This window comes from Parahoeflea halophila (assembly GCF_900220985.1).
GTDB classification, from domain to species: Bacteria; Pseudomonadota; Alphaproteobacteria; order Rhizobiales; family Rhizobiaceae; genus Hoeflea; species Hoeflea halophila.
Window position 1 is genome coordinate 532,065 of record NZ_OCPC01000001.1, and the last position, 23,887, is coordinate 555,951.

Consider the following 23,887-nt stretch of genomic DNA (forward strand, 5'->3'; position numbering starts at 1 on the left):
ATGAAACCGCTCCTCAAGGTCATGCTGTTGCTGGCAACAGCCTTCGCGCTTACCTTTTTCATCGGTCGTATCCTCGGCATCCTGACGGTCGAGAATGTCCGGCACTGGCTCGAACTGGCTGGAAGCGTCGATCCGCTCTGGCTTGCAGGAACGGTCGTTGTGCTGTTGTTTCTCGATCTGTTCGTCGCCGTGCCGACGCTGACCATCACCATTCTGGCGGGGTTTTTCCTGGGTTTTCCAGCCGGTGCCGCAGCCGCGTTCACCGGCATGTCGCTGGCCGCTTTCTGCGGCTACGGGATCAGCCGGGTCTGGGGTGACCGGATCACCTCATTTCTGCTGCGCAACCCTTCCGACCGGCTGCAGATGGCTCAGGCGTTCCAGCGCAACGGCCCGGCCATGATCATGCTGTCCCGCGCGGCTCCGATCGTTCCCGAAGTCACGGCCTGCATGGCAGGCGCCACCAGAATGCCATTCGTCCGCTATCTGGCCTATTACAGCCTGAGCACGCTGCCCTATGTGCTGATCGCGTCCTATGCGGGCTCGATCAGCTCGCCCGAGAGCCCGCAACCGGCCATCTACGCGGCCCTGGCGCTCTATGCGGCTCTATGGATCGGCTGGTACCTGTTTCGGCGCCACACCGGGAAAATTTCCGTCAGTTGAGCCGGGCTGCGAACGATCACACCGGGTTTGCTTCCCGTCGATCCGCCTCACCCGCGCACACGGCCGGCAACCCTCCAATCACCAGGTCGGCGACGATATCGGCATAGGCGTCGCGGTCGACAGGCCCGCCAGGCTTGTACCAGAGGTAGAACCAGTTGAGCATGCCGAACACCGACATGGTCACCGGCGCCAGCAGTTCCGGCCGACTCGAAAACCGCTCCGGCTCGATCTCGCGCACGCTGTCGGACATGCAGGCAACCAGCCGCCGCTGCAAGGCGCGCAAATGCGCCTGGCTGTCTTCGGGTAACGATGACAAGGCATCAAGCTGCACCTTGTGCTCGGCGTCGGAATCCCGGTAGGCGATCAGGATCGCGCGGACCAGTGCCCGTAATCGTGCGGAGGCCGAGCGCGGCTCGGCTGCGGCGGATTCCACCACCTCCACCAGAGCTGTCAGATGCGTGTCGAGGATGTCGAACAAAAGCGCATCCTTGGACGGATAGTAATGGTAGATCAGCGCCTTGGACACGCCACAGGCTTCCGCCAGCTTGCCCATCGAGGCCCGGTCGAAGCCCTGCTCGGCAAAGAACAAGGCGGCGGTCTTGAGGATCGCCTCTCGTTTGGCCTCGTGATCCTTGGCGATGGTCCGGGCCATCGCCTCAGGTCCGGTTCCTGTTGTCGACCACGCGCTTGGCCTTGCCTTCCGAGCGCGCCACCTTGCCGGGCTCGGCGACGTTGATACGTGCGGTCACCCCGACCACGCTCTTGATGTGGTGCGCAAGCTCCTTGCCCGATGCCGTTCGCGCCTCCTCGCTCGCATTCGCCGCGGTGCATTCGACATGAACCGTCATGTCGTCCATCCGGCCGCTTGAAGTCAGCTCGATCTGGAAATGCGGTGCCAGCCCGTCGCATTTTAGGATCTGTTCCTCGATCTGGGTCGGAAACACATTGACCCCGCGCAGGATGATCATGTCGTCCGAGCGGCCGGTGATCTTCTCCATCCGCCGCATCGACCGTGCGGTCCCCGGCAGGAGCCGGGTCAGGTCGCGGGTGCGGTAGCGCACCATCGGCAGCGCCTCTTTTGACAGCGTGGTGAACACCAGCTCGCCGATCTCGCCATCCGGCAGCACCTCTTCCGTCACCGGATCGATCACCTCGGGGTAGAAATGATCCTCCCAGATATGCAGCCCGTCCTTGGTCTCGACGCACTCGTTGGCAACGCCCGGCCCCATGATTTCCGACAGCCCGTAGATGTCCACCGCATGCATGTCGAAGGCCTGTTCGATCTCGCTGCGCATCGAATTGGTCCACGGTTCGGCGCCGAAGATGCCCACCTTGAGCGAGCTTTCGCGCGGATCCAGCCCCTGACGGCGGAACTCGTCAAGGATCGAGAGCATGTAGGACGGCGTCACCATGATCACCTGCGGCCTGAAATCGGTGATCAGCTGCACCTGCCGCTCGGTCATGCCGCCCGAAACCGGCACCACGGTGCAGCCGAACCGCTCCGCGCCGTAATGCGCGCCAAGCCCGCCGGTAAACAGCCCGTAGCCGTAGGATACATGCACGATCTCACCCGGGCGCCCGCCCGAAGCGCGGATCGAGCGCGCCACCAGATCCGACCAGATATCGATGTCGCCCGCAGTGTAGCCCACGACTGTCGGCTTGCCGGTGGTGCCCGACGAGGCGTGAATCCGCACCACCTTCTCGCGCGCCACCGCGAACATGCCGAAGGGATAATTGTCCCTCAGATCGTTCTTCGTCGTGAACGGATACTTCGACAGGTCGGCCAGCGTCTTGAGATCATCCGGATGCACGCCCTTGGCGTCGAACGCTGCCCTCGTGTGCGGCACATTCTCGTAGGCATGGGCCAGCGACCATTTCATGCGGCTGAGCTGCAGCGCGGAAATCTCGTCACGCGACGCGGTCTCGATCGGATCAAGGCTTGCCCTGTCGGGCGTCAAATCAAGCATCGGGGCCTCCTGCCTCCTTAGGCGGCGCTATCGGGATCACGCGCCGCCTCCCAAACTTTTGCCGGCGCCCGCAGCTCAGGCGTCCGGCTCCTCGAAATGCGTGCCCGAAATCGTCCGCGACAGCCCGCGGAACTCGGCAATGGCCGTTCCGTCCTCGCGATTGACCGTCACGTCGTAGATCCCGGACCGGCCGGCCAGCGCCACCTCGCGCGCCGTGGCCGTCAGCCGGTCGCCCTCGCGTCCCGGCGCCAGAAAGGTCACCGAGCAATGCTGCGCCACCGTCACCTTGTTGTGGCTGTTGCAGGCAAAGGCAAAGGCGCTGTCGGCCAGCGTGAAGATCGCGCCGCCGTGGCAGGAGCCGTGCCCGTTGAGATGATCCTTGCGCACAACCATCGACAGCGTCGCCGTGCCGGGTCCGACCGCGTCGATGCTCATGCCCATGCCCTTAGTGGTGTGGTCATCCTTGAGCATCGCCTCGGACGACCGCTCAGCACGCTCCTGATCCGAAACGCTACTCATTTCGATCCGCCGAAGTTCGGCTCGCGTTTTTCAAGAAATGCCCGCACGCCTTCGGCATAATCATTGGAAGCACCGGCCTTGCGCTGATACTCCGCTTCCATGTCGAGATGCGCATCAAGGTCCTGCCCCGCAGCCGACTGGATCAGGTCCTTCATCAGCCCCAGGCCTGCGGTCGATCCGGCGGCCAGCCGGGTGGCCAGCGCCCGCGCCTCGGTCATCAGCTCGGCATCATCGACCACCTTTGAGATCATGCCCCAGTCGGCCGCTTTTTCGGCCGGCACCGGCTCGGCGGTCATGGCGATCATCTTGGCCCGCGCCTCGCCGATCAGCCGCGGCAGCATCCAGGACCCGCCGGCGTCTGGGATGAGCCCGACGCGCGCAAAGGACTGGATGAATTTTGCACTGCGCGCAACCAGCACGATGTCGCATGCCAGCGCCAGATTTGCGCCCGCCCCCGCGGCCACGCCATTGACCGCGCAGACCACGGGCTTGGGCAGGTCCCGGATCCGCCGGATCATCGGATTGTAGAACTTCATCAGCGTCTCGCCGAGATCGGGCGGGCCGGACATCGTTTCCGGATCTCGCGCACTGAGATCCTGACCGGCGCAAAAACCCCGCCCGGCACCGGTCAGCAGCACCGCCCGGCAACGGTCATCGTCGCGCGCCATTTCCAGGCAGGCTGCCATCGCTGCATGCATGTCCTCATTGAAAGAGTTCAGTCGATCCGGCCGGTTGAGCGTGATTTCCAGCACGCTGCCGTTCCAGGAATGTCTCACCGGTTCACTCATTGCCAGGGTCCTCCTGAAAAATAAGGTTGCATAAGCCGACCGGTTGGTCAATTAATAATCAATCGATATTTCAAACCTAAAACTTCGCACAATTGACGCAGGAGCCGACAGCATGACCACCCCATCCGCCGCCTCGCCTTCAGGTCCGGACACAAGGGTGGTCGAGGTCGCGATCAGCGACGGTCACGCCCTGGTCACGATCGACAATCCGCCGGTCAACCCGCTTTCCGTCAGCGTCAGAAAAGGCCTGATGGAAGCCGTCAGCCAGGTCAACGAAGCCGGGTGCAAGACTGCAGCAATTGTCTGCGCTGGCCGCGCCTTTGTCGCTGGCGGCGATATCTCCGAATTCGCCGGGCCGCCGCCGCTGCCGCATCTGCCGGACGTGCTCAACGCCATCGAGGCGAGCGAAACGCCCTTCATTGCCGTCATGCACGGCACCGTGCTCGGCGGCGGGCTGGAACTGGCGCTGGCCTGCGCCTGGCGCATTGCCGACGAAAAGACAAAATTCGGCCTCCCGGAAGTCAATCTCGGCCTGATCCCCGGCGCCGGCGGCACCCAGCGCCTGCCCCGCGTCATCGGGCTTGAGCGCGCCGCCCGCATGGCAGCGAACGGCAAGCCGGTCAATGCCAAGACATTCGAAGATTTTGGCGGGCTTGACCGCATCTTTTCGGGCGATCCGATGGACGCCCTCACCGCGTTCCGGACCGCCCTGCCGGCACGTCCCGCCCACATCTCGGAACGGTCGGTCGACAACGCCGATCTCACCGCGCTCAAGGCCGAGATCACGAAATCCGCCAAGGGCGCCGACGCCCCGATGATCGCGCTTGAAACCACGGCGCTGGCCGCAACTCTGCCATTCGGCGAGGGCAGCCAGATCGAGCGCCAGACCCATCTTGATCTGCGCCAGAGCGCCCAGTCGCGCGCCCTGCGCCGGTTGTTTTTTGCCAGCCGTTCGGTCACAAGGCCGGAGCGGCTGAAAGCCTTCGAGCCCGCTGACATCAGACACGTTGCCATCGTCGGCGGCGGCCTGATGGGTGCAGGCATCGCAGCCGCCTGTCTGGCTGCCGGTCACCGCGTCACGCTGCTCGAACGCGATGCTGAAAGTGCCAATGCCGGACGCAGCCGCGTCGAAGCCATCATCTCCAAGGATCTTGCCTCCGGCCGCATCACGGAAGCCAGGGCCGAGGCCCGTCGCAGCGCCTTCGCCGCAGGTGTCGATTACGACGCAGCAGCCGATGCCGACATCGCCATCGAAGCCGTCTTCGAGGATCCGGACGTCAAACGCGCGGTGTTCAAGCAGCTCTCTGATGTCATGTCGGAAACCGCGCTGATCGCCACCAACACCTCCTATCTCGATCCCAACATGATTTCGGAAGGCATGCCGGGACCAGGCCGTTTCCTCGGCCTGCATTTCTTCTCGCCCGCCAACATCATGAAGCTGGTCGAAGTTATCGGAACATCGGTCACCGCCGACCAGACCATGGCGACGGCCTTCGCCTTCGCCCGCGGTCTCGGCAAGATACCTGTCGAAACCGGCGTCTGCGACGGCTTTATCGGCAACCGGATTCTCTCCGCCTATCGCCGCCAGGCCGACTATATGGTCGCCGATGGCGCCTCGCCCTATGATGTCGACAAGGCCATGCGCAAGCTTGGCATGCCGATGGGTCCCTACGAATTGCAGGATCTGACGGGGTTGCAGATCAGCTGGGCCAACCGCAAGCGCCAGCTTGCGGCCGGCACCTGGCCCGGCCGCTATGTCGATATCGCCGACAGGCTGTGCGCGATGGGCCGGCAGGGCCGCGGCAGCCCGATGAAAAAGGGCTGGTACGATCACACCGGCGGCACCGGCCAGCCCGATCCCGAAATCGAGGCGATCGTCACGGCCTGGCGCACGGAGCACGGCACCGCGCAAGAGACATTTGCCCCCGACGAAATCATCGTCCGCATCATGGCGGCCATCGTCAACGAGGCCAACCTGATCGTCGAAGAAGGCATCGCCACCAGCGACACAGCTGTCGATATTGTCTGGACCGAAGGCTATGGTTTTCCAAAACATCTCGGCGGACCGATGTTCTGGGCCGACGAGACAGGGATCGAGCGGATGCGCGAAGCCTTCGCGGCCATCGAGACACAGAGCCCCGGCTCGTGGAAGGCTTCAGATACATTCAAGGGATAGCCGCCCTTCCTTTCGCGAACAGGGCATACGGCTGACGGCGGTTTATCGCCAAAAGGGAGAGAGACATGGGCCTGATCAACGTACACAGCTATCTCGCCGGCCAGTGGCTGGCTGCCGATGAGGGCGGCCGCCCCATTGCCAGTGCAGTCACCGGAAAGCCGCTGGCCATTGCCGGCCGGGCGTCGATCGACACGCAAGCCATGATCGATTTCGCCAAAAAGAAGGGCGGCCCGGCATTGCGCGCCATGAGTTTCCACGACCGTGCCCGGATGCTCAAGGCACTGGCGCTGGAACTCGGCAAGCACAAGGACGAGCTCTATCACCTCTCCTACACCACCGGCGCCACCAAACCGGACGCAATGATCGACATAGACGGCGGTATCGGCACCATGCTGGTCTACGCTTCCAAGGGCCGCCGCGAAATGCCCGATGGCCACATCTATATCGATGGCGAACTGGAAATGCTCTCGCGCAATGGCAGTTTCGTCGGCCAACATGTCGCCACCTCGCTTCAGGGCGTCGCCGTCCACATCAACGCCTTCAACTTCCCGGTCTGGGGCATGCTCGAGAAGCTCGCGCCCACCCTGCTCGCTGGCATGCCGGCGATCGTCAAGCCGGCCACCGCCACCTGTCATGTTACCGAGCAAGCGGTCCGCCGCATGATCGAAAGCGGCATTCTGCCCGAGGGCGCGGTTCAGCTGGTCTCGGGCGGCCTGGGCGACCTGCTCGACAGGCTCGACTACCAGGATGTGGTCGGCTTCACGGGCTCGGCCAAAACCGCGCTGATGCTGCGCTCGAGCCCACATTTGCTGCAAAACTCCGTCCGTTTCGTTGCCGAACAGGACAGCCTTAACGCTTCCGTGCTCGGTCCCGACGTGTCCGAAGCCAGTCCCGAATTCGACATCCTGGTCAAGGAAGTTGTGCGCGAGATGACGGCCAAGGCCGGCCAGAAATGCACCGCCATTCGCCGCATCATCGTTCCACAGACACTCATCGGCCCGGTTGGTGAAGCGATCAAGGAAAAGCTCGAGAACACCCGCATCGGCGACCCGGCGCTCGAAACAACCCGCATGGGCGCACTCGCGTCGGCCGCACAAAAGGCCGACGTGCTCGACAACGCCCGGCAGATTGCCGCCGAAAGCCGTCAGCTAGCGGGCGACCAGGAGACGTTCGAGGTCGATGGCGCTGACAGGGCAAAGGGCGCCTTCGTCGCTCCGATGCTGTTTGCCTGCGACGATCCGGATTCAGCACAGGCCGTGCATTCGGTCGAGGCTTTCGGTCCGGTCGCCACCCTGATGCCCTACCGGGATCTCACCCATGCCGGTCAGTTGATGAACCGCGGCAAGGGCAGCCTCGTCGCCTCCGTCATCACCCATGATCCGGCCGTGGCACGCTCGCTGTTGCTTGACGCCGGCGCTGCCCATGGCCGCATCTATGTCAACAACCGCGACAGCGCAAAGGAAGCCACCGGTCACGGCTCGCCGCTGCCGCACATGGTCCACGGCGGGCCGGGACGCGCCGGCGGCGGCGAAGAGCTGGGCGGCATCCGCGGCGTCATGCACTACATGCAGCGCACGGCCGTCCAGGGCAGCCCAGATATCATCTCCGGAATTACCGGAACCTGGATCAAGGGCGGAGCCAAGCCGAAATCGTCCGCCCATCCTTTCACGCGCAGCTTCAATGAACTCCAGATCGGCGAGACCATTGAAGCCGGCCCGCGCACGGTGACGCTGGATGACATCGAGACCTTCGCCTATTTCACCGGCGACACCTTCTATGCCCATATGGACGAGGAAGCGGCAAAGGCGAACCCGTTCTTCCCGGGCCGCGTTGCCCACGGCTATCTGCTTCTGTCCTTTGCTGCCGGTCTCTTCGTCTCCCCCGACCCCGGCCCGGTGCTGGCCAACACCGGCCTCGACGGTCTCAAATTCATGAAGCCGGTCTCGCCCGGCGATGCCATTTCGGTCCAGCTCACCGTCAAGCGCAAGACCCGCCGCACCGATGAGTACGGCGAAGTCCGCTGGCATGTCGCGGTGCTTAACCAGGATGGCGACGACGTGGCGGAATACGAGCTGCACACGATGAACCAGTACGGCTGATGAATCAGGTTCCGGCACGCATCCTGGCGCCCGTCAATCCGGACATGCCCCATTTGCCCGGTTGATCGGCTGAGCATTCGCGCAAATCCGGCGCCAGCGCGGCGGGCAAAACTATTGCCCGGCGCGACGTGCCATCCGGTCACATGGCAGTGACAAGGTATGCCCATTGCTAATATGCCCCATTGATGCATATTAGCAGTATTGCGTGGCGCCTGCGTCGGGGTTGCCGGGCACGCCACGAGGACTGCCGGCCATGTCTCAGACGACCGTATCCAGACTTTTCGATCGCGCGGGCCTTGAAACCTCTCGCCCGTTGCTCGATGCCATGACCAAGGCGGTCTACACCACCGACCGCAATGGTATCATCACCTATTACAATTCTGCCGCCGCCACGCTGTGGGGCCGTGAACCGGAGATCGGGATCGCACAATGGTGCGGATCCTTTCGAATGCGCAACCTGGACGGCTCGCCGCTTGCGCATGAAGACTGTCCGATGGCAATCTGCGTGAAGACCGGCAAAGCTGTCGAAAGCCATGAAATACTGGTTGAGCGCCACGATGGCCTGCAACGGCGCGTGCGCATCTCCCCCAGCCCCATTCTTGACGACGCCGGCCAGGTCGTCGGTGCGATCAACACCATCGATGACGTCACCGAACAGCGCCAGAGCGAACGCGAACGCGATACCAGCTATCAGCTCACGCAGTCGATCCTGCGCAACTCCAAGGACTGCATCAAGCTGCTCGACCTCGACGGCACATTACGCTCTATCAACCCGTGTGGTTGCTCCGCACTGGAACTGGCCTCCGCCGACGAGGCGCTGGGCAAGAACTATTTCGATTTCTGGCAGCCTGCCGACCGTGAAGCGGCGCTCGCCGCCGCAAATGTGGCACGGCAAGCCGGTTCCGGCCGCTTCACGGCGGAGTTCGCTTCCACCTCCGGCAAGAAGACGACCTGGGACGAGATGCTGTCCCTCATCAGTGATGCCGAGGGCACGCCGACCGGATTCCTGGTGATTTCACGCGACGTCACCGCCGAACTCGACGAAGCCCGGGAGAAAACCCGGCAACTGACCCGGCAAAAGGCGCTTGCCGAGATCGGGGCTCTGGCGCTGGCGGAAGGCACCTTTCAGACCTTTATGGACGAGACAGCCTTGCGCGTGGCAAAAGCGCTGGAAGCGCCATTGGTGAAGATCCTGCCTTTCGCCGACCAGGCCGACCATCTCTGGCTCGCCGCCGGTGTCGGCTGGAAACCGGGCCTCATCGGCAAGGCCATCGTCGGCGCAGAACTCGAATCCCAGGCCGGCTACACCCTGTCGGTCAACGGCCCCGTGGTGGTGCCTGACCTTTCCAAGGAGACGCGGTTCAAGGGCTCAGAGCTGATGCGCGACCACGGTGTGTGCGCCGGCATGAGTGTAGCCATTGCGGGCACCACTTCCCGGCCCTTTGGCGTCATCGGCGTGCATGATACCCGACCGCGCGAATATGACGAAGGTGAAGTCGCGTTCCTGCAGACGGTCGCAAATCTGATTGCCAGCTACCACCGCCAGCACGAATCCGCCGAGCGTCAGACGCTGTTGGTGCGTGAGATTGCGCATCGCTCCGGCAACATGCTCCAGGTCGTCACCTCGATCTTCAGCCAGACCGCGCGCAATTCAGAGAACCTTGCGGACGCCAAGTCCAAATTCGAGCAGCGGCTCGGGCAAATGTCGAAAGCCAATCTCCTCATTTCCAAGAATGGCTGGAGCAAGTGTGGCGTCAGGGACCTTGTGGCGCAGACCCTGGAGCTGTTCATCGACCAGGTAGACATCAGCGGTCGCGATATCGTGCTGTCTGCCGATTTGTGCTTCGATCTCGGCCTGGTCCTGCACGAACTGGCAACCAACTCCAGCAAATATGGCGCCTTTGCCTCTGACCAAGGCCGGGTGGACCTGCGCTGGACCGTCGAGAATCACGACGGAGGGAAGGAGTTCGTGCTGACTTGGAGAGACAGCACGCGCCAGGTGGCGGCACCGGTACCGAGCACCGGTTTCGGCGCCAAGCTGATGCGTCAACTGGTTGAATCCAAATGGCGCGGCAAGGTAACAACCGAACTGGACCCCACCTTCTCCTGCCGTCTGGCGCTGCCGCTGCCGTCCAATTGAGGCGGTCCTCAATCCGTGGGCAAAGGATAAGCCCTGGCCTCATGCCGGGTGCTGACAGCACGGTAAAACCTGCTAGGTTCACTCCGCAATTCTTCAGCGGGGACCCATTTTGCTGCAGGCACCTGTAAAACCACGGACCCAGACCCGCATCGGCATCATCATGATGTGTGTCGGCGTGGCGAGCCTCTGTGTCAATGACGCGCTGGCAAAGGCGCTGACTGACATCTACTCTCCCGTTCAGATCCAGTTCCTGCGCAATCTCATCGCCCTGCCCTTCGCGATCCTGATCGCCTGGAAGATGGGCGGCATGGCGGCGCTGCGCTCGCACAGACCGGTCGCGCATCTCTTGCGCGGCGGTTTGTGGATCGCCGCCACGATCATGTTTTTCACCAGTCTCAAGCATCTGGGGCTCGCCGAAGCCACGGCGCTGATCTTTGTCGCTCCGCTGTTCATCACCGCACTCTCCGCGCTGATCTTCCGCGAGCCTGTCGGCTGGCGCCGCTGGCTAGCCGTGATCATCGGCTTCGCAGGCGTTCTGATTGCCGTTCGCCCGGGCACCTCGGCCTTCCAGACGATTTCGCTGCTGCCGGTCGCCACCGCGTTTGTCTATGCGGTGCTGATGCTCTCTGCCCGCTGGGTGGACAGCCGCGAGAGCGTTTGGACGCTGCTGCTCTACATGACAGCCACCGGCGCGGCGCTGAGCCTGTTCATTGTCCCCTTCGTATGGATCCCGATACAGCCCGAGCATCTCTGGCTCTTCGCCGCGGTGGCTGTCTTCGGCACCGCAGGCATGACCCTGATGACCCAGGCTTTCCGCCTTGCCCCGGCCGTCGTCGTCGCCCCGCTCGACTACACCGCAATTCTCTGGGCCACGCTGCTCGGCTGGATCTTCTGGACCGATATTCCCGACGCGCTCACCTTTGCCGGTGCCGCGGTGATCATTGCCAGCGGCGTGTTCATCATCTGGCGCGAGCACAGGGCGGAGCTGTAGCTCTCGGCAGATTGCCAAGGTGTTGTTTCGCTGACTCTGCAGCCACCTCACTGACCAGCACTGCCGCTGGCTTGCAGTGGCGAGTGATGGCCACGAATGCGCCCGAACCAGCTTCGTCGACAGATTCGCAAAGCCCGGCCTTCCCAATCTTCACAGAGACACCGGTGAGCTTTCCCTCGCATCGTCAAGTCTCCGCTGCGGAACTAAACCCAGCCGCGTTCGTTGGTCGTGCAAATCCCCTTAAAGGAGTTGGCATGTCCAAGATCACCACCATCAATCCGGCCACCTACGAAGAACTCGAAACCTACGACCTGATGTCGGAGGCAGAGGCGTTCGAGCGTGTGGAGGCGAGCCATCAGGCTTTCCTTGAATGGCGCAAGCTTTCGCACAAGGAGCGCGCGCCCTACCTCAACAAGATCGCAGACAAGCTGCGCGAAAACGCGGATGAGCTCGCTGCCTTGATGACCCGGGAAACCGGCAAACTGTTGAAGGACGGGCATACCGAAGTCGAGATCTGCGCCGCAATTTTCGAGTACACCGCCAAGATGGGCCCGGAGGCACTGGCCGACGAGGAACGCACCCACGGCGAGAACGGCAAGCGTGGTGTTGTCAGCTACCAGCCGATTGGCGTGATCTACTCGATCCAGCCCTGGAACTTCCCGATCTACCAGCCCGTCCGCGTGCTGGCCGCCAACCTGATGGCGGGCAACGGGTGCGTGCTCAAGCACGCGAGCATCTGCACCGGGTCGGGCCTGCGCTTGCGGGAATTGTGCATCGAGGCCGGACTGCCGGAAGACCTGTTCCAGGTTGTGCTGATCGACCACGACACCTCCGACAAGCTGATCGCCCATCCGAAGGTCCGCGGCGTCACCATGACCGGCAGCGACGGCGCAGGCCGCCACATCGGCGCCGAGGCCTCGAAAGCACTGAAGAAGACTGTGCTCGAGCTTGGCTCCAACGACGCCTATCTGGTGCTCGAGGATGCCGACATTGAAACCGCGGTTAAATTCTCGGTCATGGGTCGGCTCTACAACAATGGCGAAACCTGCGTCTCGGCCAAGCGCTTCATCGTCACCGACAAGGTCTACGACGCGTTTGTCGATGCCTTTGTCGCCGAAATGAAGAAAATCTCGATGGGCGACCCGACCGACGACAACAACCAGCTAGGCCCGCTGTCGAGCAAGGACCAGTTCGACACCGTCAAAGACCAGGTCGAAGAGAGCGTTTCCAAGGGTGCGAAGATCCTGTGCGGCGGCGAAGCTCCCGACCGCACCGGCGCCTTTTACCCGGCCACGGTACTTGCCGATCTCAAGCCCGGCATGCCTGCCTATGACGACGAGATCTTCGGCCCGGTGGCATCAATCATCCGCGCCAAGGATGACGAAGACGCGATGCGGATTGCCAATGAAAGCCGCTACGGGCTGGGTGGCGGCATCTTCTCGAAGGACGAGGATCGTGCGCTCAAGCTGGCCCGCGATCACTTCGACACCGGCATGATCCGCATCAACTCCTTTGGTGCAGCCGATCCCAACATGCCGTTCGGTGGCGTCAAGGATTCCGGTTACGGCCGCGAACATGGCGGCTTCGGCATGAAGGAGTTCGTCAACACCAAGGCGATCTTCCTGCCATGATCAAGCTGCACGCTCTCAAATACTCCCGCGCCACCCGCGTGCTCTGGCTGCTCGAGGATCTCGGGCAACCCTGCGAGCGGGTGGACTATGACCGTACCGAGGAATTTCGCGCGCCCGAGGCCCTGTCCAATGTTCATCCGCTGGGCAAATCTCCGGTAATTGAAGACAACGGAGAGATGATTGCGGAATCGGCGACGATTCTTCGCTATCTGGTGGCCAAATATGATGATCATAGTCATCGTCCGCAGCCCGGGACCTGGGACTACTGGCGTCACGAAGCGCTTTTCGACTATGTCGAATCGTCCTTTGCTCCGGTGGCCCTGAAGGCCATCATGTCGGGCTTCCAGGGCCGGGAGATCCCCGAACAGGCCCAGACTGAACTTGACAAGCAGCTCGCCTACATCACCCGCGAACTGGGCGATGGACCGATGCTGTTCGGCACCCAACTGACACTGGCGGACATCCAGATCTCCTATCTTCTGGCGCTGCTCGACATGCTCGGCCTGCTGCAAGACCACCCGGACATTTCCGATTACTGGCAGGAACTGCAGAGCCAGCCCGGCTACATCGCCGCCACCGAAGCAGCAGGCCCGATGGCCCCGCCCGGTTAGTTGAAGCCGCGACAGCCGGGGAACCGGATGTGTCCGAAAGACAGTAAAAACATAACGTTGGGACGCGTGGCGGATTCTGTTTCTGCAGGCATGTTCCAGCATCTATGAAAGGAAACGATGATGAACATTCTGATTGCCGGCGCGACCGGCCAGACCGGAACCCTGCTTGTAAAAGATCTCGTCGAGCAGGGGCACACCGCGACAGCACTGGTGCGCGAGAGCTCCGACACCAGTGACCTGCCCGAGGCCGTCGAGTTGAGACATGGCGACCTGACCGATCTTAAGCCCGGCGTCTGCGATGGCATCGACGTTGTTGTCTTCGCCGCAGGCTCCGGTGGTTCGACAGGCGCGGACATGACCGAAAAGGTCGACCGCGACGGCGCCAAACGCCTGGTCGACCTGGCTGCTGAGGCCGGTGTGAGCCGCTTCGTCATGCTCAGCTCCGTCGGCGCGGATCAGTCTAACCCGGAAGGCGATCTGGCTCACTATCTCAAGGCCAAGCATGAGGCCGACGAGCACCTCAAGGCCTCGGGCCTCACCTACGCAATCCTGCGCCCGGTAGCTCTTAGCAATGACGGCCGCAGCGAAGCGGTCGTGCTCGGCGAAGATGTCGACAAGACAGCAAAGGCCTCGCGCGCCGACGTGGCATATCTGCTGGCGGAAGCCGCCACCACCGGCCGCCTCGATGGTCAAGCCCTGGACATGCAGTCCGCCTGACCGCGTTCATCACGGGGATGTCGGCGCCTGCGCCGCATCCCCGCGACATGAAGGGCTGGCTCTCAATACGCTCTCCCGGCGTCGCTCAGCTCTCATTGCGGAATTCCGTACAGACGAGGCAGTTAGGATCACACTTGCGGGTGCGTCTAGGCCGTGCGTGGTATAGATATGGTGATTGCACAATCGCGCGACGCCCCCGGACCATCGCCGCCTTGCAAGGACAGCCATGCCATCCCAGGACCCGAGATTTTCCAGCCCCTCTGCACTTCGCAACCGCGAACCGATCGCAGATCTACTGGCTCACGTTCTGCCTGCGAACGGAACCGTGCTCGAGATCGCCAGCGGTTCCGGCGAGCATGTCATTCATTTCGCTCGACGGTTCCCCAATCTGAAGTGGCAGCCCTCCGACCCCGCGCCGGACGCCCGCGCTTCCGTTGATGCTTGGGTCACAGCGGAGAAGCTCAGCAATGTTCTGCGCCCCCTGGATCTGGACGCAACATCGGAGACCTGGCCGATCAGCCAGGCCGATGCAATGATCGCCATCAACATGATCCATATCAGCCCCTGGCCCGCCACCCGGGGCCTGCTCAGGCATGCGGGTCAATTGCTGCCCGGCGGTGGTTCGCTCGTCCTCTATGGCCCTTACCGGCGCGAGGGCCAGCCGCTTGTTGCCAGCAACGCCGAGTTCGACGCCAGTCTGCGCGCCCGCAACCCGGAATGGGGCATCCGCCAGCTCGAAGAAATAGCAAGCCTTGCCAACCAGTCAGGACTCTCCCTCACGTCGGTTACCGAACTGCCGGCAAACAATCTTGGCGTGGTGTTCACACGGCAATGAGGCGGGAGAGGCAGACCGGCTGCATCTTTTCTGCTGGTCCGTCGGCCACTTCAGTTCAGGCTCGCAAGCTCCAGAATGAACTTCTTTCGGATCATCTCTCCGAAGGACGCATAGCCCTTGGCGACCTGAACAAAAGATCCGGACCCGCCAACGACGTTGGTCTCGAAGTAGTCAACCAGGCCACCGATCGGCCGCGTGTGCGTGCCATCGGGAAATGGCGCCAGCGAATCTTCGATCGCCAGCGCATTGATCACCACACCTTGGCTCACCGCCAAATCGCGAACCGCATCGATCCGCGCGCCCACATTGTTGGTGCCGTCCGACGAGATGTCGATAACCATCCGCCGAGACGCCACCGGCGCGGACCGAAACTGCCGCATGCAGTAGTGCACCACTTCACTGATCGAGGTGTTTCTGACACTGCGGCCGATCCAGGGCGGCAAGGGCGAACGCCTGATCTTTGACGCGACCTCCCGCGCTGACGCTATCCCCTCCACCACATGCCAGTCCACCCCGGCATGTTGTTGCTGCTGATCAGCCCATTCGACATAGGTAACGGCAATCCTTCCATGCAGGCCCGACCGGATCAGATTGACGACCTCCGGATCTTCAATCGCCGATGCGTGGCCCTGCCTTTGCAACTCATACTCGCCCGGGGTGACACTTTCGGAAACGTCCGCGGCGAGGCAGAGCAACAGATCCACCGTCTCGCTGTGAGCAGCGGTGGCTGTGTGCAGAAGCAGACCAAGTCCGCCAAGAACGCCAAGTCGCACCACGGATACCTCCCGCATGGCCGACAATGCCAAGGCGATCAGTGTGCCACAGATCGAGCTGTTTTAGAACGGCACACCGAGATCGCTCCGGCGCGATTGCCTGGCAGCGGAATGAACGGGCCTTCACAATCAGATCTGAGCACAGTTTCAAAGCCTGGCGGCTCTCGTCACCAGACCCCGCAGATCACCGACGGGACTGACCGCAGCGCCGGGTCAGGCCTGTGCGACCGACATCCGCTTCCACTTCCCGTCCGCCTGCAAACCGGCTATTGCCTCTTTCCGATGTCAAACCCTGATCCAATTGCCGAGATCATCGCCGAGCGCCTGACCGCGCTGCAAGCCGCGCAGCGGCTTTCGGCCTGGTCGTTGATTGTCAGTTTTTTCGGCGATGCCATCGGCCCGCGCGGCGGCGTGGTCTCTGCCGGAACGGTGCAGAGCGTGATGCAGCGGCTCGGCATTGGCGCGGGCGCTGTCCGCACCGCCATCTCGCGGCTTTCCGCAGAAGGCTGGATCGAGCGCACGCGCGAAGGCCGCAACAGTTTCTACCGGCTTTCCGGCGACGTCGAGGAAACCGTTCTCGCTGCCGAACGCCGGATTTATGCCGCCTCGTCGCTGCTTCCGTCCAACAGTCCCAGATCACTGCTCATCGCCCCCGGCCCCTTGCCTGACACCTCGTTGCAAGCGCTTGAGACATCGGGCGCGCTGCAGATCGCGCCGCAGGTCATATTGTGTTTCGCCCCGGGCTCGGAGCTGCCGGCAGCCCTGCGCCTGCCCGGCGCGACGCTGGCCGAAACGCAAACGCTTGCCCCCGGCAGAGCCATGCGCGACCAGATCGCGCTGGCACGGCAGGAAAGCGAAATGGAAGCCTTGCGGCAGGCCTATGCACCGGTCAGCAGGTCGCTTGAAGCCAATGAGCCGCTCTCGCCCGAAGACGCCATGGCGCTCAGATGCCTGATGATCCATGAATGGCGCCGCGTCGCCTTGCGGGTTCTGGCTGTGCCCGCTGATCTCGTCGACGCGAACGATCCCGAGCCGGAAACACGGTCCCTGATCGCTGCCATCTACGCTCGATTGCTCGGGGCCTCCGAAGCCTGGCTTGATGCCAATGCCACCACCCCGTCAGGCCCGCTGCCACCGGCAGATCCACGCCTTGCCTGCCGCTTCCGCCCGGCCTGACGTTGGATGCCGTCCGCAGACAATGTGTTACACGTTTATATTGACATCTTTTATGCTTGTAACATATAATATCTTTCACAGCGGAGGATGCCGATATGTACAGCCAGGGCCTGATCGGTGCGGATTCAAGCACCACCGAATCGGAAGAATTTCTCAAAGCCTTCCAGGCGCGGGTCGACCGCGAGGAAAAGATCGAACCCAACGACCCGATGCCCGAAGGCTATCGCCGAACCCTGGTGCGCCAGATTGGCCAGCACGCGCATTCGGAGATCGTCGGCATGCTGCCCGAAGGCAACTGGATCACCCGCGCGCCGTCGCTCAGACGCAAGATCGCGCTTCTGGCCAAGGTGCAGGACGAAGGCGGCCATGGGCTCTACCTCTATTCCGCTGCTGAGACCCTTGGGGTCAGCCGCGAGCAGATGACCGAGGAGCTGCTCTCCGGCAAGGCGAAATATTCCTCGATCTTCAATTACCCGACACCGACATGGGCCGACATCGGCGCCATCGGATGGCTGGTCGACGGGGCTGCGATCATGAACCAGATCCCGCTCTGCCGCTGTTCCTACGGTCCCTATGCCCGCGCCATGATCCGCGTCTGCAAGGAAGAAAGCTTCCACCAGCGCCAGGGCTACGAGATCATGATGACGCTGGCCAAAGGCTCGGAAGAGCAGAAGGAAATGGCCCAGGATGCGTTGAACCGCTGGTGGTGGCCGTCGCTGATGATGTTCGGCCCTTCCGACAGCGAAAGCACCAATTCCGACCAGTCGATGATGTGGAAGATCAAGCGCTTCTCCAATGACGAGCTGAGGCAGAAATTCATCACAGCGACCGTACCGCAAGCAGAATATCTCGGCCTTACCATACCCGATCCGGACCTCAGGTGGAACGAAAAGACACAGGCCTACGATCATGGCGAGATCGACTGGGCCGAGTTCAAGGCCGTGATCAAGGGCGACGGCCAGATGAACCGCGACCGGTTGCGCGCCCGCAACAAGGCCTGGGACGAGGGTGCCTGGGTGCGCGAAGCAGCGCTTGCCCATGCAAGGAAGCGCGCTGACATGAAACCGATTGCCCAGGAGGCCGCCGAATGACCGACAAGCACGACCTCACCCCCCTCTGGGAAGTCTTCATCCGTCCGCGCAACGGGTTGCATCACCGCCATGTCGGTTCGCTGCATGCAGCGGATTCCGCCCTTGCGCTGCAGTCAGCCCGCGACGTCTACACGCGCCGCGGCGAAGGCAACTCGATCTGGGTGGTCCGCTCGTCGGACATCGCCGCTTCCGATCCATCCTTTGCGGAGCCGAATTTCGAACCTGCCGACGACAAGATCTACCGCCATCCGACCTTCTACGACATTCCCGATGAAGTGGGGCACATGTGATGGCTGCCGCGGTTGCAAGCGCTGAAGACGCCGTCCTGCGCGCCATTCTCGAGATCGCCGATGACGGCCTGATCCTCGGCCACCGGCTGTCGGAATGGTGCGGTCATGCGCCGATGCTCGAGGAAGAGCTGGCGCTGGCCAACATGGGGCTCGACCTGCTTGGCCAGGCCCGTGCACTCTACGCCCATGCCGGCGCGCTCGAGGGCAAGGGCCGAACGGAGGATGATTTCGCCTTCCTGCGCCGCGAGCGCGACTATGTGAACTGCCTGCTGGTCGAGCGCGACAACCGCGATTTCGCTCACACCATGCTGCGCCAGCTCTATTTCGCTGCCTTCATGCAGCCGTTCTGGCACGCCACTGTCCAGACCTCTTCCGACGAGACCCTGCGCGGCATTGCCGCCAAGGCCGACAAGGAGATGAGCTATCATTTGCGCCATTCCGGCGAATGGGTGATCCGCATGGGCGACGGCACCGAGGAAAGTGCGGCCCGCATGGCCGACGCCGTCAATGAGCTGCACCGCTATACCGGCGAGCTGTTCATGGTCTCGCCCGCGCGGCAACAGGCGATCGCTGCGGGCCTGCTGCCCGATCCCGAGAGTCTGCGCGACGAATGGGACGAGACCATCGCCACCGTGTTCCGCGCCGCAAAGCTTGAGCTGCCGGAAATCCGCACCATGCAGAAGGGCGGCCGCGACGGCATTCACGGCGAGGACATGGGCCATCTGCTGGCCGAACTGCAATTCATGCAGCGCGCCTATCCGGGCCAGACGTGGTAATCACGGTGACCACGACGCCGACCAAAAGCCGGGGCGAAAGCAAGGAAGTTGCCGACTTCGAGCTCGCCCGCGCACTCGAGGTGGCAAGCGCCGTACCCGATCCGGAATTGCCCTGCGTCACCGTTGCCGATCTCGGTATTCTGCGCTCGGTGAGCCGCGACAAAACGGGCCGGATCGTGGTCAGGCTGACGCCGACCTATTCCGGCTGCCCTGCGGTGATCGCCATTGAGATGGCGGTCGAGACAGCCTTGTTAAGCGCCGGAATCGACTCGACAATCGAACGCGTCATCACGCCGGCTTGGACCACGGACTGGATCACCGACGAGGGCCGCGAGAAGCTGCGCGCCTATGGCATCGCCCCGCCGGTCGGCGTGTCCGGCGGACGCCGCGCCTTCTTTGCCGAAGACGCTGTCGCCTGCCCGCGCTGCGGCTCGGCCCGGACCACCAAGGTTTCCGAATTCGGCTCCACCGCCTGCAAGGCGCATTACCGCTGCGACGCCTGCGCCGAACCGTTTGACTATTTCAAGTGCATCTGAGGACCTGACCGATGGCTGCCCCCCGCTTTCACACGCTCGAAATCGCCGCTGTCCGCAAGGAGACCCCGGACGCCGTCGCCATCAGTTTTGCCATTCCCGAAGACAGCCGCGACGCCTTTGCCTTCCTGCCCGGCCAGTACCTCACGCTGCGCGCCGACATCGGTGGCGAGGACATGCGCCGTTCCTACTCGATCTGCTCGGCGCTGAGTGAGAAAGACCGCCGCACCGTCGGCGTCAAGCGGATCGCGGATGGCCGCTTCTCGAGTTTCGCCCAGTCGCTGAAGCAGGGCGACCGCATCGAGGTGATGCCGCCGCAGGGCCGGTTTACGGCCGAGATCGGTGGCCAGCACGACTACCTGCTGCTTGCTGCCGGCTCCGGCATTACGCCCTGCCTGTCGATCGCCAAGTCGGTGCTCGCCGGCGAGCCGGATTCGACCGTCACCCTGCTCTACGCCAACCGCAATTCGGCAAGCGTCATGTTCCGCGACGATCTCAATGATCTGAAGGACCGTTACACCACGCGCTTCACGCTGCTGCATGTGATGGACGAGGAGACACAGGACGTCGAGATCATGAACGGCAGGCTCGATGCCGAAAAGCTCGAAACCCTGGCGGAACTGCGCGTCATCGATCCGAAATCGGCCGACGCCATCTATATCTGCGGCCCCGAGCCGATGATCCGCTCGGCCTCGACGGCGCTCGCCACGCTGGGCGTTGCCGAAGAGCGCATCAAGTTCGAACTCTTCACCCCCGCCCCCGGGGCAAAGCCGGCGCCCGCCAAACCCAACGGCGCGATGGTGAATGGCGACGCCAGCGGCGCAAAGCACGGCGCCTCGGTCGAGATCATCCTCGACGGCGCCCGCCGCACCATCGAAGTCGACGCGAGCCAGGACACGGTGCTCTCAGCCGCAACCAAGGCCGGCCTCGACCTGCCCTATTCCTGCGCCGGCGGCATGTGTTGCACCTGCCGCTGCAGGATCGTCGAGGGGACGGCCAAAATGGACGAGAACTTCTCGCTCGAACCCTGGGAAATCGAAGCGGGCTTTACGCTCTCCTGCCAGGCGCGTCCGGAGACCGACAGGCTGGTGCTCGATTTCGACGCGCAGTAAGTTGCGATGTTACGGGGCTGTCGGCCAATGCCTGAAAACAAACAGGTTCCGCCCTTCCGTGCCCTCCCCTCTCCTTCGTCATCCCGGGCGCTGGCCCGAGGATCTATCCCGTCGAGGCTATCGATAGCGTTGCTCGTGGATGGGCCCGGCATGGATCCTCGTCTCAAGGGCCGAAGATGAGCAAGCGTGAGCCTTCTCCCTGTCCAGACAACACCAACCCTTGCCGCGCGACAGTGCCGCCGGGGTGTGAGGGGAAAGTCTGGTCCGGAGGGCCGCGCGCGGGCAGTGCCTCAGGTAAGGTAATTGATGGTGGGGTGACGCTGCTCGCGCGCGCGGCCCGGAATTCGCCGGATGGCGTCCCCATCCGACAGGCGGAAGCCTTGCAAACACGCGGAGGTCGGCGTTCCCGCCCGCCCCTCTTCAGGGCCCTCTCACCCGGGTTGCCCCGGCCGCGGCCTGGACGGGCCGCGGGAGCTGCTTTCGGCACGGTCCCGGCACGGACCCTGATCACCTTCGCGACCATGTCCGCCACAGGCCCGGACCCTTGGTCCCGCTCCCGCCCGCCTGTCACGGACGTAAGGAGCCGGAGCCTGGCCCGGTGGCTGGCATGCGGCTTCCCGATGGAAGACGCTGCCAGCGGAACCACACTGGCCACCGCCTCCCCCTGCCCGGCACGCTGACGTTTGCGCACCGGTTCAGAGGGCATTCCCTCCCACCTGCATCGAAACGTTCGCGATCCATCCGGCAGCGGGAGCAGGCCGAGTCTGGCATGGAAGCGGAAGGCGGGGATAAAATCGGGTGGATTTTTAAGGAAAGTGCGGGAATGCGGCGATGCTGGAACGGATTTTTCCACCGGTTGCCGGAATTGGGTGGACCCCGGACGTCCTCTCCGGACAGGTCATTGCAGCTGATCAACGCGATTGCGGCCCGGCGGGTCAGCTGTTTGGGATGCGGGAATTAGACGGGCTCGATGTTGAACATGTTGAGGGGGAATAATTTGCCCTGCGTTTTCGGGTTGGACTGTTCTGTCGGAGCCTGCATGTAAAACTCGTAGTCGAACCATTTCCAGGTGTCCGACCAGGTCCAGCAGCCGGCATCACGATACACCTGTGCGACCTCCTCACAGAAAGGCTTGTTCACGGGCAGATGCACAGCATCCTTCTCCCGGTCATCGAAATAGGTGGTCGCCAGGGGCAATGCGCGCTCTGAACAGTAGTTCGAGATCCACAATTTGAAGCCAATCTCCTTGCGCAGAAAATCCACCGCCCGGAAGACCTGGACATGGTCTTCGTGACCATATTCACCCCAGGGGTTGTGCGTGAAGACATTCGTCTCGGGCGACAGCTGCGGGCGCAGTTCCCTGACCAGTCGTTCAAAGTTATCGCGGTAGGTGGAGCGAATGCGTTTGCTGGCCGGGCTCCCCTTCCCGACCGCCCGCAGGAGCGTCTGTTTCAAGTCGCGCAATTCGGTCACAGATCGTAGTTCGATGCCGTAGGGGCTGAGTTTCGGGTTCTGCCAATCCGCGCAGCCATAGGTCGCGGCTTCCGGAATCTTGAGTGAGGAAACATTCGGCCTGGGAAAATTTGACAGCGCTTTTGATCTGACGGCTCCAATGCTCGGGTCCGGCCAAAAATCCTCAAAAACCAGCAAGACCTTGTCCACCTGATGCAAGACAGCGCCAAACCACAGCATCTCGTCATCAGGATGCGCAGCGATGATGATCGAATTCTGCAGAAACTCCGGTCTATTCGTCATGAGCTACCTAACCAGCCGATTTCGCAAAAATTTCCGCGCCAGTCTGCCCTTCAAGGTCCGCGTATGTGAAAATAGCGACATCTGTTCGGCTCGGGTTCCATATTGCTGCTTGAATGGCTCATCGCCGATGGTGAAATCGAAATTGGTGCCGCCTCGCTGCATCCAGTCCTCGATCACGCCTTCATACAGTTGCAGCCCCGGGGAGTGTCGTCCGTGCGCCTCATAGTCAGCGCCAATCAGCAGATACAGGAAGCGGCCATTGTGGGTCAGGCCAAACAGGATGCTGGCAACGCTCCCATCCGAGGTTATCAGCCAGGTCTCAGCTTCACCCGACCTGGCACCCTGAACGGCAGCCTGAGCATAAAACGATTTTACCTGTTCCTGCTGGATCGGATCGCCGTCGAAACGTCCCTTGCGCAAACGTGACAACTCGTCGATCGCCCGCACAATTGCATCTGGATCGTCCAGCCGGTCAACTGAGACCTCGTGCTGGTTTCTCCAGCGGCGGCCTTTCCGCGCCACCATGCTTGCCGTTTTCGGGTCCATTTTCCGAACCCGCCAATCTTCGAACGGGGGCTGCAAGTCGACACTGTGTGCCGAAAAGCCGAGTGGCTGCGGAGATGTGCCGGTCAGTGATTGCCAGGCGCCAATGTGCTCGCGGCGGCAAGGGCGAATGCGCAGGACATCATAAGCCCCCAATGCCTGTCGAACCGCGTCCTGAAGATCACGGTCGGCACGCAACTGCTCATCGAGCCCTGGTGACAGGACCGGCGCGGCGTAATCGCTCACCCCAAGATCGGTGGATTCCAGCAATACGATACCGGCTCTCCGTCGCTTGATCAGCGCAACAAGCCCTTCCAGCCGGCCTTTCTGGCGGAAGGTGACGATCCACGGCTGAACGGGATGGGCAGGAGCCAGGATGGAATAGAAGCAACTCAGCCACGTCGGAGACTGAAAGCCGGTCGCATCGGAGCAGGCAAACAAATCGCGGTATTCTGAACTCTGGAACTCAAAATCCGTCTCTACAGCGAGATCAAATGTCACTGAACGCCTCAACAAGCCAGCTTAAGTGGCACACAGCATTGTTTTAATTCGCCAGTTTTGACACTCCTGATATTAAAATTTAGTTAATCTTACAATTATCATTATTGTACTATTAATGCACTACATCTATTACATAGAGATATAGTAAACTTGATATATACTAGACATTTCTCAGCAAATATAGCGCGTTACAGAATATTTAA

22 protein-coding genes are annotated in these 23,887 nt (G+C 62.3%); 15 read left to right on the forward strand and 7 right to left on the reverse strand.

What is annotated here, in order from left to right:
* Nucleotides 1-660 (forward strand): TVP38/TMEM64 family protein, encoded by a 660-nt coding sequence (locus CRO46_RS02585; RefSeq protein WP_143438920.1) that lies wholly within the window; start codon nt 1-3, stop codon nt 658-660.
* 16 nt (nt 661-676) lie between these two features.
* Here CRO46_RS02585 and CRO46_RS02590 read toward each other — a convergent pair whose 3' ends face one another.
* From CRO46_RS02590 to paaG, 4 genes are all read right to left on the reverse strand, one after another.
* Nucleotides 677-1,312 (reverse strand): TetR/AcrR family transcriptional regulator, encoded by a 636-nt coding sequence (locus CRO46_RS02590; protein ID WP_097104738.1) that lies wholly within the window; start codon nt 1,310-1,312, stop codon nt 677-679.
* A 4-nt stretch (nt 1,313-1,316) separates the two neighbouring features.
* Entirely contained in the window at nt 1,317-2,627 is a 1,311-nt protein-coding gene (paaK, locus tag CRO46_RS02595) for a phenylacetate--CoA ligase PaaK (protein WP_097104740.1), read from the reverse strand.
* A 75-nt stretch (nt 2,628-2,702) separates the two neighbouring features.
* The gene (paaI, locus tag CRO46_RS02600; RefSeq protein WP_097104742.1) at nt 2,703-3,146 is read right to left on the reverse strand and encodes a hydroxyphenylacetyl-CoA thioesterase PaaI; all 444 of its coding nucleotides are present in this window, start codon (nt 3,144-3,146) and stop codon (nt 2,703-2,705) included.
* The gene (paaG, locus tag CRO46_RS02605) at nt 3,143-3,934 is read right to left on the reverse strand and encodes a 2-(1,2-epoxy-1,2-dihydrophenyl)acetyl-CoA isomerase PaaG (protein ID WP_179758921.1); all 792 of its coding nucleotides are present in this window, start codon (nt 3,932-3,934) and stop codon (nt 3,143-3,145) included. Before paaG ends, paaI begins: the two co-directional genes overlap by 4 nt.
* Before the next feature lie 112 nt (nt 3,935-4,046).
* Between paaG and CRO46_RS02610 the strand changes: the two genes are divergently transcribed.
* From CRO46_RS02610 to CRO46_RS02645, 8 genes are all read left to right on the forward strand, one after another.
* The gene (locus tag CRO46_RS02610; protein WP_097104744.1) at nt 4,047-6,110 is read left to right on the forward strand and encodes an FAD-dependent oxidoreductase; all 2,064 of its coding nucleotides are present in this window, start codon (nt 4,047-4,049) and stop codon (nt 6,108-6,110) included.
* A gap of 65 nt (nt 6,111-6,175) precedes the next feature.
* On the forward strand, nt 6,176-8,209 hold the full coding sequence (paaZ, locus tag CRO46_RS02615) for a phenylacetic acid degradation bifunctional protein PaaZ (RefSeq protein ID WP_097104746.1): 2,034 nt from the start codon (nt 6,176-6,178) through the stop codon (nt 8,207-8,209).
* A gap of 253 nt (nt 8,210-8,462) precedes the next feature.
* On the forward strand, nt 8,463-10,349 hold the full coding sequence (locus CRO46_RS02620) for a PAS domain-containing sensor histidine kinase (protein ID WP_097104748.1): 1,887 nt from the start codon (nt 8,463-8,465) through the stop codon (nt 10,347-10,349).
* A 109-nt stretch (nt 10,350-10,458) separates the two neighbouring features.
* A complete protein-coding gene (locus CRO46_RS02625; RefSeq protein WP_210421471.1) occupies nt 10,459-11,340 on the forward strand; it encodes a DMT family transporter in 882 nt (293 codons plus the stop codon).
* Nucleotides 11,341-11,594: 254 nt separating this feature from the next.
* A complete protein-coding gene (locus CRO46_RS02630; protein ID WP_097104750.1) occupies nt 11,595-12,971 on the forward strand; it encodes an NAD-dependent succinate-semialdehyde dehydrogenase in 1,377 nt (458 codons plus the stop codon).
* Entirely contained in the window at nt 12,968-13,582 is a 615-nt protein-coding gene (locus tag CRO46_RS02635) for a glutathione S-transferase family protein (protein WP_097104751.1), read from the forward strand. The genes CRO46_RS02630 and CRO46_RS02635 overlap by 4 nt, the downstream gene beginning before the upstream one ends.
* Nucleotides 13,583-13,702: 120 nt before the next feature.
* Nucleotides 13,703-14,299 carry an SDR family oxidoreductase gene (locus CRO46_RS02640; RefSeq protein WP_097104753.1) on the forward strand — a complete coding sequence of 199 codons (597 nt, stop codon included), beginning with the start codon at nt 13,703-13,705 and terminating at the stop codon, nt 14,297-14,299.
* Between the two features lie 226 nt (nt 14,300-14,525).
* Nucleotides 14,526-15,134: a DUF938 domain-containing protein gene (locus tag CRO46_RS02645; RefSeq protein ID WP_097104755.1), complete on the forward strand. Its 609-nt coding sequence runs from the start codon at nt 14,526-14,528 to the stop codon at nt 15,132-15,134.
* 50 nt (nt 15,135-15,184) lie between these two features.
* On the opposite strand, the gene CRO46_RS02650 is transcribed toward CRO46_RS02645, so the two are convergent.
* Nucleotides 15,185-15,907, reverse strand: coding sequence for a DUF1194 domain-containing protein (locus CRO46_RS02650; RefSeq protein WP_179758922.1), 723 nt, complete (start codon nt 15,905-15,907; stop codon nt 15,185-15,187).
* Nucleotides 15,908-16,189: 282 nt separating this feature from the next.
* Between CRO46_RS02650 and CRO46_RS02655 the strand changes: the two genes are divergently transcribed.
* The 6 genes from CRO46_RS02655 (at nt 16,190) to CRO46_RS02680 (ending at nt 20,885) form a co-directional block, all read left to right on the forward strand.
* Entirely contained in the window at nt 16,190-17,083 is an 894-nt protein-coding gene (locus CRO46_RS02655; RefSeq protein WP_179758923.1) for a PaaX family transcriptional regulator C-terminal domain-containing protein, read from the forward strand.
* A 95-nt stretch (nt 17,084-17,178) separates the two neighbouring features.
* A complete protein-coding gene (gene paaA, locus CRO46_RS02660) occupies nt 17,179-18,174 on the forward strand; it encodes a 1,2-phenylacetyl-CoA epoxidase subunit PaaA (protein WP_097104761.1) in 996 nt (331 codons plus the stop codon).
* A complete protein-coding gene (gene paaB / locus CRO46_RS02665) occupies nt 18,171-18,464 on the forward strand; it encodes a 1,2-phenylacetyl-CoA epoxidase subunit PaaB (RefSeq protein WP_097104763.1) in 294 nt (97 codons plus the stop codon). The genes paaA and paaB overlap by 4 nt, the downstream gene beginning before the upstream one ends.
* Nucleotides 18,464-19,240, forward strand: coding sequence for a 1,2-phenylacetyl-CoA epoxidase subunit PaaC (paaC, locus tag CRO46_RS02670; protein ID WP_097104764.1), 777 nt, complete (start codon nt 18,464-18,466; stop codon nt 19,238-19,240). Before paaB ends, paaC begins: the two co-directional genes overlap by 1 nt.
* 5 nt (nt 19,241-19,245) lie before the next feature.
* Entirely contained in the window at nt 19,246-19,776 is a 531-nt protein-coding gene (paaD, locus tag CRO46_RS02675) for a 1,2-phenylacetyl-CoA epoxidase subunit PaaD (protein WP_280176258.1), read from the forward strand.
* An 11-nt stretch (nt 19,777-19,787) separates the two neighbouring features.
* Nucleotides 19,788-20,885 carry a 2Fe-2S iron-sulfur cluster-binding protein gene (locus tag CRO46_RS02680; protein WP_097104767.1) on the forward strand — a complete coding sequence of 366 codons (1,098 nt, stop codon included), beginning with the start codon at nt 19,788-19,790 and terminating at the stop codon, nt 20,883-20,885.
* A gap of 957 nt (nt 20,886-21,842) precedes the next feature.
* Here the strand turns inward: CRO46_RS02680 and CRO46_RS02685 are convergent.
* Together CRO46_RS02685 and CRO46_RS02690 are read right to left on the reverse strand one after the other, a co-directional pair.
* Entirely contained in the window at nt 21,843-22,577 is a 735-nt protein-coding gene (locus CRO46_RS02685; RefSeq protein WP_143438930.1) for a PIG-L family deacetylase, read from the reverse strand.
* Nucleotides 22,578-22,643: 66 nt separating this feature from the next.
* A complete protein-coding gene (locus CRO46_RS02690; protein WP_097104771.1) occupies nt 22,644-23,684 on the reverse strand; it encodes a GNAT family N-acetyltransferase in 1,041 nt (346 codons plus the stop codon).
* Nucleotides 23,685-23,887 lie beyond the last annotated feature (203 nt).

What these genes read in the sequence shown, in the direction of transcription:
- CRO46_RS02585 (WP_143438920.1), top strand. Translation starts at nt 1, where the DNA reads ATGAAACCGCTCCTCAAGGTCATGCTGTTGCTGGCAACAGCCTTCGCG.
- CRO46_RS02590 (WP_097104738.1), bottom strand. Translation starts at nt 1,312, where the DNA reads ATGGCCCGGACCATCGCCAAGGATCACGAGGCCAAACGAGAGGCGATC.
- paaK (WP_097104740.1), bottom strand. Translation starts at nt 2,627, where the DNA reads ATGCTTGATTTGACGCCCGACAGGGCAAGCCTTGATCCGATCGAGACC.
- paaI (WP_097104742.1), bottom strand. Translation starts at nt 3,146, where the DNA reads ATGAGTAGCGTTTCGGATCAGGAGCGTGCTGAGCGGTCGTCCGAGGCG.
- paaG (WP_179758921.1), bottom strand. Translation starts at nt 3,934, where the DNA reads ATGAGTGAACCGGTGAGACATTCCTGGAACGGCAGCGTGCTGGAAATC.
- CRO46_RS02610 (WP_097104744.1), top strand. Translation starts at nt 4,047, where the DNA reads ATGACCACCCCATCCGCCGCCTCGCCTTCAGGTCCGGACACAAGGGTG.
- paaZ (WP_097104746.1), top strand. Translation starts at nt 6,176, where the DNA reads ATGGGCCTGATCAACGTACACAGCTATCTCGCCGGCCAGTGGCTGGCT.
- CRO46_RS02620 (WP_097104748.1), top strand. Translation starts at nt 8,463, where the DNA reads ATGTCTCAGACGACCGTATCCAGACTTTTCGATCGCGCGGGCCTTGAA.
- CRO46_RS02630 (WP_097104750.1), top strand. Translation starts at nt 11,595, where the DNA reads ATGTCCAAGATCACCACCATCAATCCGGCCACCTACGAAGAACTCGAA.
- CRO46_RS02635 (WP_097104751.1), top strand. Translation starts at nt 12,968, where the DNA reads ATGATCAAGCTGCACGCTCTCAAATACTCCCGCGCCACCCGCGTGCTC.
- CRO46_RS02640 (WP_097104753.1), top strand. Translation starts at nt 13,703, where the DNA reads ATGAACATTCTGATTGCCGGCGCGACCGGCCAGACCGGAACCCTGCTT.
- CRO46_RS02645 (WP_097104755.1), top strand. Translation starts at nt 14,526, where the DNA reads ATGCCATCCCAGGACCCGAGATTTTCCAGCCCCTCTGCACTTCGCAAC.
- CRO46_RS02655 (WP_179758923.1), top strand. Translation starts at nt 16,190, where the DNA reads ATGTCAAACCCTGATCCAATTGCCGAGATCATCGCCGAGCGCCTGACC.
- paaA (WP_097104761.1), top strand. Translation starts at nt 17,179, where the DNA reads ATGTACAGCCAGGGCCTGATCGGTGCGGATTCAAGCACCACCGAATCG.
- paaB (WP_097104763.1), top strand. Translation starts at nt 18,171, where the DNA reads ATGACCGACAAGCACGACCTCACCCCCCTCTGGGAAGTCTTCATCCGT.
- paaC (WP_097104764.1), top strand. Translation starts at nt 18,464, where the DNA reads ATGGCTGCCGCGGTTGCAAGCGCTGAAGACGCCGTCCTGCGCGCCATT.
- CRO46_RS02680 (WP_097104767.1), top strand. Translation starts at nt 19,788, where the DNA reads ATGGCTGCCCCCCGCTTTCACACGCTCGAAATCGCCGCTGTCCGCAAG.
- CRO46_RS02685 (WP_143438930.1), bottom strand. Translation starts at nt 22,577, where the DNA reads ATGCTGTGGTTTGGCGCTGTCTTGCATCAGGTGGACAAGGTCTTGCTG.